7 protein-coding genes are annotated in these 7,120 nt (G+C 39.0%); 1 reads left to right on the top strand and 6 read right to left on the bottom strand.

What is annotated here, in order from left to right:
- Nucleotides 1-17: 17 nt before the first annotated feature.
- The 6 genes from proS to metN form a co-directional block, all read right to left on the bottom strand.
- Nucleotides 18-1,733, bottom strand: a complete 1,716-nt coding sequence (gene proS, locus AB4J89_RS10370; RefSeq protein ID WP_088494711.1) for a proline--tRNA ligase — start codon at nt 1,731-1,733, stop codon at nt 18-20.
- A 478-nt stretch (nt 1,734-2,211) separates the two neighbouring features.
- A complete protein-coding gene (tsaA, locus tag AB4J89_RS10375; protein WP_270755078.1) occupies nt 2,212-2,919 on the bottom strand; it encodes a tRNA (N6-threonylcarbamoyladenosine(37)-N6)-methyltransferase TrmO in 708 nt (235 codons plus the stop codon).
- Nucleotides 2,916-3,326, bottom strand: a complete 411-nt coding sequence (gene rcsF / locus AB4J89_RS10380) for an Rcs stress response system protein RcsF (protein ID WP_088494713.1) — start codon at nt 3,324-3,326, stop codon at nt 2,916-2,918. Before rcsF ends, tsaA begins: the two co-directional genes overlap by 4 nt.
- Before the next feature lie 130 nt (nt 3,327-3,456).
- Nucleotides 3,457-4,272, bottom strand: coding sequence for a MetQ/NlpA family lipoprotein (locus AB4J89_RS10385; protein WP_075671666.1), 816 nt, complete (start codon nt 4,270-4,272; stop codon nt 3,457-3,459).
- 66 nt (nt 4,273-4,338) lie between these two features.
- Nucleotides 4,339-4,992 carry a methionine ABC transporter permease MetI gene (locus AB4J89_RS10390; protein ID WP_368469137.1) on the bottom strand — a complete coding sequence of 218 codons (654 nt, stop codon included), beginning with the start codon at nt 4,990-4,992 and terminating at the stop codon, nt 4,339-4,341.
- Nucleotides 4,985-6,016: a methionine ABC transporter ATP-binding protein MetN gene (metN, locus tag AB4J89_RS10395; RefSeq protein WP_088494714.1), complete on the bottom strand. Its 1,032-nt coding sequence runs from the start codon at nt 6,014-6,016 to the stop codon at nt 4,985-4,987. The genes AB4J89_RS10390 and metN overlap by 8 nt, the downstream gene beginning before the upstream one ends.
- A 192-nt stretch (nt 6,017-6,208) precedes the next feature.
- On the opposite strand from metN, the gene gmhB reads away from it, so the two are divergent.
- A complete protein-coding gene (gmhB, locus tag AB4J89_RS10400) occupies nt 6,209-6,775 on the top strand; it encodes a D-glycero-beta-D-manno-heptose 1,7-bisphosphate 7-phosphatase (protein WP_270755071.1) in 567 nt (188 codons plus the stop codon).
- The last annotated feature ends 345 nt before the right edge of the window (nt 6,776-7,120 follow it).

The raw sequence follows: 7,120 nt of genomic DNA on the forward strand, positions 1-7,120 counted from the left end.
GATAAGGGACCTAATAATTAAGCGAGTTGCTCTTTAATAAAGGCAACAACATCGTCAACATTGACTAGTGATTTATCATCACTACGACGCGCTTTATATTCGATTTGATTGTTGTCTAGATTACGATCACCAATCACGATAGTGTGTGGAATACCAATAAGTTCCATATCAGCAAACATCACACCCGGACGCTCTTTACGGTCATCAAACAGAACATCAATACCTTGAGCACGTAATTCGTCATAAAGTCTGTCAGCAACTTCTTTAACGCGATAAGAACGGTGCATATTCATTGGTAAAATAGCGACTTGGAATGGTGCAATCGCATCTGGCCAAATAATACCGCGAGCATCATGGTTTTGTTCAATAGCGGCAGCAACAATACGAGTTACACCGATACCATAACAACCCATAGTGACGATTTGGTTATGACCTTCTTCGTTTTGTACCGTTGCTTTTAATGCTTCTGAGTATTTTGTACCAAGTTGGAAAATATGACCAACTTCAATACCACGTTTGATCAGTAATGTTCCTTTGCCGTCTGGGCTTGGATCGCCTTCAACAACATTACGGATATCAGCAATTTCGGCAACAGGTAGGTCACGATCCCAGTTGATACCAAAATAGTGTTTACCATCAACGTTTGCACCAGCACCAAAATCACTCATTACAGAGACAGAACGATCCATAATAACTGGCAGTGGCAGATTAACTGGGCCTAATGAACCTGGACCTGCATTTACAGCTTGGCGAATTTCAGCTTCAGTCGCGAAAGTTAAAGGTGCCGCAACGATAGCGCATTTTTCTGCTTTAACTTCATTAAGCTCGTGGTCGCCACGGACTAATAATGCAACTAATGGGTGACCACTTTCTTTCGTACCATGAACAATCAGTGTTTTAACAGTTTTTTCAATTGGTAAATTGAACTGTTCAACTAATTCAGCAATTGTTTTAGCGTTTGGTGTATCTACTAAACGTAATTCTTCAGTCGCGGCAGCTCTTGGAGTTGCAGGCATTACTGCTTCTGCTAATTCGATATTAGCTGCATAGTCAGAGCCAGTAGAGAAGACGATATCATCTTCACCGCTATCCGCTAAAACTTGGAACTCATGAGAGGCATTACCACCGATAGAGCCTGTATCTGCAAGCACTGGACGAAAATCTAAACCAATACGAGAGAAAATTTTGCTGTAAGCTTCGTACATTCTGTCGTAAGTCTCTTGTAAAGACTCTTGAGAGATATGGAAAGAGTAAGCATCTTTCATGATAAATTCGCGAGAGCGCATAACACCAAAACGAGGGCGTACTTCGTCGCGGAATTTAGTTTGAATTTGATATAAGTTCAGTGGAAGTTGTTTGTAAGAGGTAATTTCATTACGAACAATATCAGTAACAACTTCTTCGTGGGTTGGGCCTAAAACAAATGGGCGCTCGCCTCTGTCTGAAAAACGCAGTAATTCAGGGCCGTATTGTTCCCAACGACCACTTTCTAGCCATAAGTCAGCGGGTTGAACAACGGGCATTGAAATTTCAAGTGATCCAGCGTTATCCATCTCTTCACGAACAATTTTTTCAATTTTTCTTAGAACACGAACCCCTGTCGGCATCCAATCATAAAGACCAGAAGCGAGTTTACGGATCATGCCTGCGCGAAGCATAAGTTGATGGCTGACAATTTCTGCATCAGCAGGTGTCTCTTTTAAAGTAGAGAGCAAATAGTGGCTAGTACGCATTATTAGGTTCCATTAGAACAAAAATACTTAGGCTGACTGTCACGCCAGTCTACATCAATATAATTAGAGAAAGACTCTAGAGCGTGTTGATTTTTGCTGCTTATTTTTACAGCAAAAGAAATTTATAAAACAAGCAACATATTCAACTATTTTGAGTTTGGGCATTGATTGACATTAACAATGACCACTTAAAAATAAAAACAGCCCTACGGGTTCGATTAAAAGACGTTTCACTCATTTTATTCTGCGTTGAGAGGCGCTAGCTTAGTTCACTAGGCGGCAAGTCCCTCTCCTTGCCTAAAATGCTTTTAATTCGAATAAAATCGACCATCAAAGGTCAACACGCTCTAGTCTACCAGTGACTTAGGTCTGCCAAAAGGGGCAAAGCATTTTTTTCAATCTGATTTGTCTAAAGACATGAGAATGACTCTCAGATTAGACTATTCATGATAGCAATATCAATGAAGATAATAGCAAGTTACCGCGGTTCTATACTAAGAACAAGTGTCTGTTGTCCATTGACTTGCCAGCGAACATTAAATTCGAGTAAGTGTACCGCATAAATTCTATCACTTTGTTCGCCTTTTTTATAAGCAGGACGAGGATCTTGCTGTAATACTTGGGTAATAAAACGTGAAAGATGAGGGTAGTCATTGGCATAGTGTTGCAGTTGTTCTGATGCAACCTGTGAAAAGAAAACGGGCATTTCGTTACTTGGTGCTTCTTGTGCAAACCCTGCAATTGCATTTGGGCGCGATTCTGCAAACGGTAAATAAGGTTTGATATCAAGAATAGGAGTGCCATCCACTAAATCAAGGCTACCTAATTCTAAAATAACAGACTGATTGTCCGTATTTACTTTTTTCAATTCAACCAATGACATGCCAATTGGGTTAGGGCGAAAGGTTGAGCGCGTTGCAAATACTCCAATTTTGGCGTTTCCGCCTAATCTCGGGGGGCGAACGAGAGGATGCCAACCTTGTTGGGCTGTTTGATGAAAAACAAAGATCAACCAAAGGTGACTAAATTGCTCTAAGCCTCGAACCGCATCAGGGTGATTATAAGGCGTGTGTAGAATAAGTTGGCCGCCGCCATCCTGGATTAATCCAGGTTGGCGTGGAACGGCAAATTTTTCTTTATAAGGGCTCGAAATATACCCTATAGGATTCATTTGGTAGGTGTTCATTTTGTAATGAGTAATGCTGTGCCTTCACAAATAGCAGATTGGTAGCAACCTAAGCCTGTGACAATTTGGCATTCATGTAATAAAACGGCATTCGCATTTTTGTAGGCAGCTTTTGTTGCCATTCTTTTTTTAGCAATAGGTAGACTTGCTGGTGGATCTTGTAATGTTTGACGACAAGATTCACCGGCGACAATCCCGAGATCTTTAAAAGGAGCTCCTAAAAGGTCTTCTGTTTTTTCAACAATACGTACTGAAGGTAAAGTTTGTGACCTTGGTTTTTGTGGTTGCCCAGGTTTATTTAAACGCATATCCGTAAATTTAGACTGATCAACATCAGATGATTTTTGCATTGAACAGCCTGTCATAAACAGCGCCATGATGCCAATAAGTAGCAAGCGCATGTGCATGGGTAATATCCTCTTTATTATTGTCTATACAAAAATTAAACGGCACTAATTTAATGCAAATTAACCAAGTAAAAAAGAGAAAGGCGAACAAATGTCCGCCTTTTTTATAATTAAGTTAAATTTTAACGTATTACCAGCCTTTTACAGCACCGCCGTTAAAGATTTTATTTGCAGCACTATCTACTTCATCCGTTTGGTAAGCTTGGATAAATTTCTTCACATTTTCACTGTCTTTATTATCTTCACGGGCAACAATGATATTTACATATGGAGAGTCTTTATCTTCAACAAAAATACCGTCTTTTGCTGGCGTTAAGTTTACTTGGCTAGCATAAGTTGTATTGATTACCGCTAAATAGATTTTTTGATCATCTAATGAACGAGGTAATTGAGGTGCTTCTAACTCGACTAATTTTAGATTTTTAGGATTTTCAATAATATCTAAAGACGTTGGTAATAAGCCCACACCATCTTTTAATTTAATTAATCCTACCTTTTCTAATAACAGCAGCGAACGACCTAAATTAGTTGGGTCGTTAGGGATAGCCACTTGAGCGCCATCAGGTAAATCAGCTAAATCAGTAATTTTTTTAGAGTAACCTGCGATAGGATAAATAAACGTATTTCCTACTGCTGTAATTTTGAAATTACGATCTTTAATTTGCTGATCTAAATAAGGTTTGTGTTGGAATGCATTAAGATCGATATCACCACGACTCAATGATTCATTCGGCATTACGAAGTCATTGAAAGTAACGAGTTCTACATCAAGACCATATTTATCTTTAGCAACTTGTTTTGCTACTTCGGCAACTTGTTGCTCAGAGCCAGAAATAACACCAACACGAATATGGTTTGGATCTTTTTCTTTTTCACCACAACCAGCTAATGCTAATGCGCCAACTAAAGCACTTACGACTGCGAGCGATTTAAATTTCAATGACATACATTTACCCTTATTTGATCCGTTAATTAAAAGGTTTCGATTTAATAATTGGAACCTTCAATTTAATTATTTATGTGTTGTCAGCTTCACTAAGCGATCGCCGAAAAACTGAATGATAAAAACAAGAATAACGAGTAGAACAATCACAATATTCATTACAGTTGCATTATAGCCAACGTAACCATATTGATAGCCAATTTGACCTAAACCACCTGCACCAACGGCACCACCCATTGCGGAGTAACCCACTAATGTAATCAGTGTAATAGTTGCAGAGTTAATCAAGCCTGGTAAAGATTCTGGTAATAAAATTTTCTTAATAATTTGCATTGGTGTTGCACCCATAGAACGAGATGCTTCAATTAATCCTTGTGGGATTTCCAATAGTGTATTTTCGACCATACGAGCAATAAAAGGTGCTGCTGCAACTGTTAATGGCACGATGGCTGCTTGCAAGCCAATAGATGTTCCTACAACCAAGCGAGTAAAAGGGATCATCCATACAAGTAGGATAATAAAAGGAATAGCCCTAAAGATATTCACAAGTGCTGAGATGACACGATAGGCAGGTGGATTTGCCATAATTTGTTCAGGACGTGTGACATAAAGTAAAACACCAAGCGGTAGTCCGATAACAAAACCAAAGAAGCCTGAAACGAAGGTCATGACTAAGGTTTCCCAGATCCCACTAATTAATAAATAAACCATTCCTTCAGACATAACCGAGAACCTCTACTTTCACATGATGCTCTTCTAAAAACGCAATCGACTTTTCAGTATTACCATTCTTACCGTGTAGTTCAGCTAACATCACGCCAAACTTCACTCCACCGGCATAGTCCATTTGTGAACTTAAGATATTAATATCTGCGTCAAAACGACGAGCAACGATGGACATTAATGGTGCATCGACTGATTGACCATTAAATTCAAGTTTCAATAATGGGAATAAACCTTCTTCCCACTCTGGTTTCATTCGTTCTTTGTAATCTTCAGGAATATCCAATTGTAGTGTTGATTGAATAAAAGCCTGAGAAACTGGTGTTTTTGGATGAGAGAAAACTTCACTCACAGCATCACTTTCAACTAATTCGCCACCACTTATTACTGCAACTTGATCACAAATGCGTTTTACAACGTCCATTTCATGAGTGATTAATAAAATGGTGAGGCCTAAACGGCGGTTAATGTCTTTTAATAATTCTAAAATAGAGCGTGTTGTTGCTGGATCAAGTGCGCTAGTTGCTTCATCACACAATAAAACGTTTGGTGAATTTGCTAGTGCGCGTGCAATTGCAACACGTTGCTTTTGTCCGCCAGATAAGTTTGCTGGGTAATACTCTTTCTTATCTGACAAACCGACTAATTCAAGTAATTCATTAACACGCTTATTAATTTCAGCGCGAGGTGTACTATCTAGTTCTAATGGTAGTGCCACATTATCAAACACTGTACGAGAAGACAGTAAGTTGAAATGTTGGAAAATCATACCAATACCGCGACGTGCTTTTGTTAATTCTTTATCAGATAACTTAGTTAGATCACGACCATCAACAAGTACTTCACCTGAAGTTGGTTTTTCTAACATGTTCACACAACGTATAAGTGTACTTTTACCCGCTCCTGACGATCCGATAACACCAAAAATCTGCCCTTGAGGCACATGCAGGTTAATGTTTGATAGCGCTTGTATAGAACGCTCTCCCTGCTTAAACACTTTGTTTATATTCGTCAGTTTAATCATGTTTTTCTTTATATAAGTAGATATGGGACATAAAGACTATTCTGCCCGAGTTAAAATAGATGTTAAGGCGTCTAGACGGCTAAGTCAATAAAAAAGAGTTGAAGAGTAATAAAGAAAGAAAGCCATGGATATCATTCTCTATATAAGAAAAAACATGCGATACTAATAAAAATATCTAAATGGAGTAATGCTGTGAGCAAGGGGATTTCTGCGATTTTCTTAGATCGCGATGGAACTATTAATATAGACCATGGCTATGTGTCTGAAAGTGATAACTTTGAGTTTATCGATGGTGTCATTGAGGCAATGGCTGAATTAAAAGCTATGGGATATGCCTTGGTACTAGTAACTAATCAATCGGGTATTGGTCGTGGCTACTATAGTGAAGATCAATTTTTACACCTAACAGAGTGGATGGATTGGTCTTTGGCTGATAGAGGTGTTGATTTAGACGGTATCTATTATTGTCCTCATCATCCAGATGCCGCTGTAGAAGAATATAAGAAAGAGTGTGATTGTCGCAAACCAGCATCAGGTATGTTTATGGATGCGAAAGCACAATTAAACATCGATATGGCTTCTTCTTATATGGTTGGTGATAAAAAAGAAGATATGTTGGCAGCAAAAGGTGCAGGAGTGGGGCATAAAATTCTTGTTCGCACAGGAAAAGAGATAACTGAAGAGGCACAACAGTGTGCAGATTTCGTTCTCGATAGCCTTGCAGACTTGCCAAAATGGCTAAAAAGCCACAAAAAATAGGCACTTCGTTTAATTTACCAACAAACGAACATTTTTTTTAAAAAAACTATTGCCAGCCTCAGAAAACTCCCTATAATGCGTCCTCGTTGTCACGGCACAGGGCGCTAAGCGAACTGACTGAGAGAACGAAGAAAAAAAGTGAAAAGCCTTGAAAATAAACGCTTGACACTGAATGAGGAAGATGTAGAATGCACCTCCTCGCAACAACGCAGAAGACCGGAAACGGCAGCGACAGTTGCACTGCTCTTTAACAAATTATCAGACAATCTGTGTGGGCACTCGCAGAGACGATATCTTCTAAAATATTAGATGTATCAAGTCTTGAAGAGTGAACAACAAAAGTAA

It is taken from the genome of Proteus sp. STS61-E (assembly GCF_040932335.1).
GTDB classification, from domain to species: domain Bacteria; phylum Pseudomonadota; class Gammaproteobacteria; order Enterobacterales; family Enterobacteriaceae; genus Proteus; species Proteus mirabilis_B.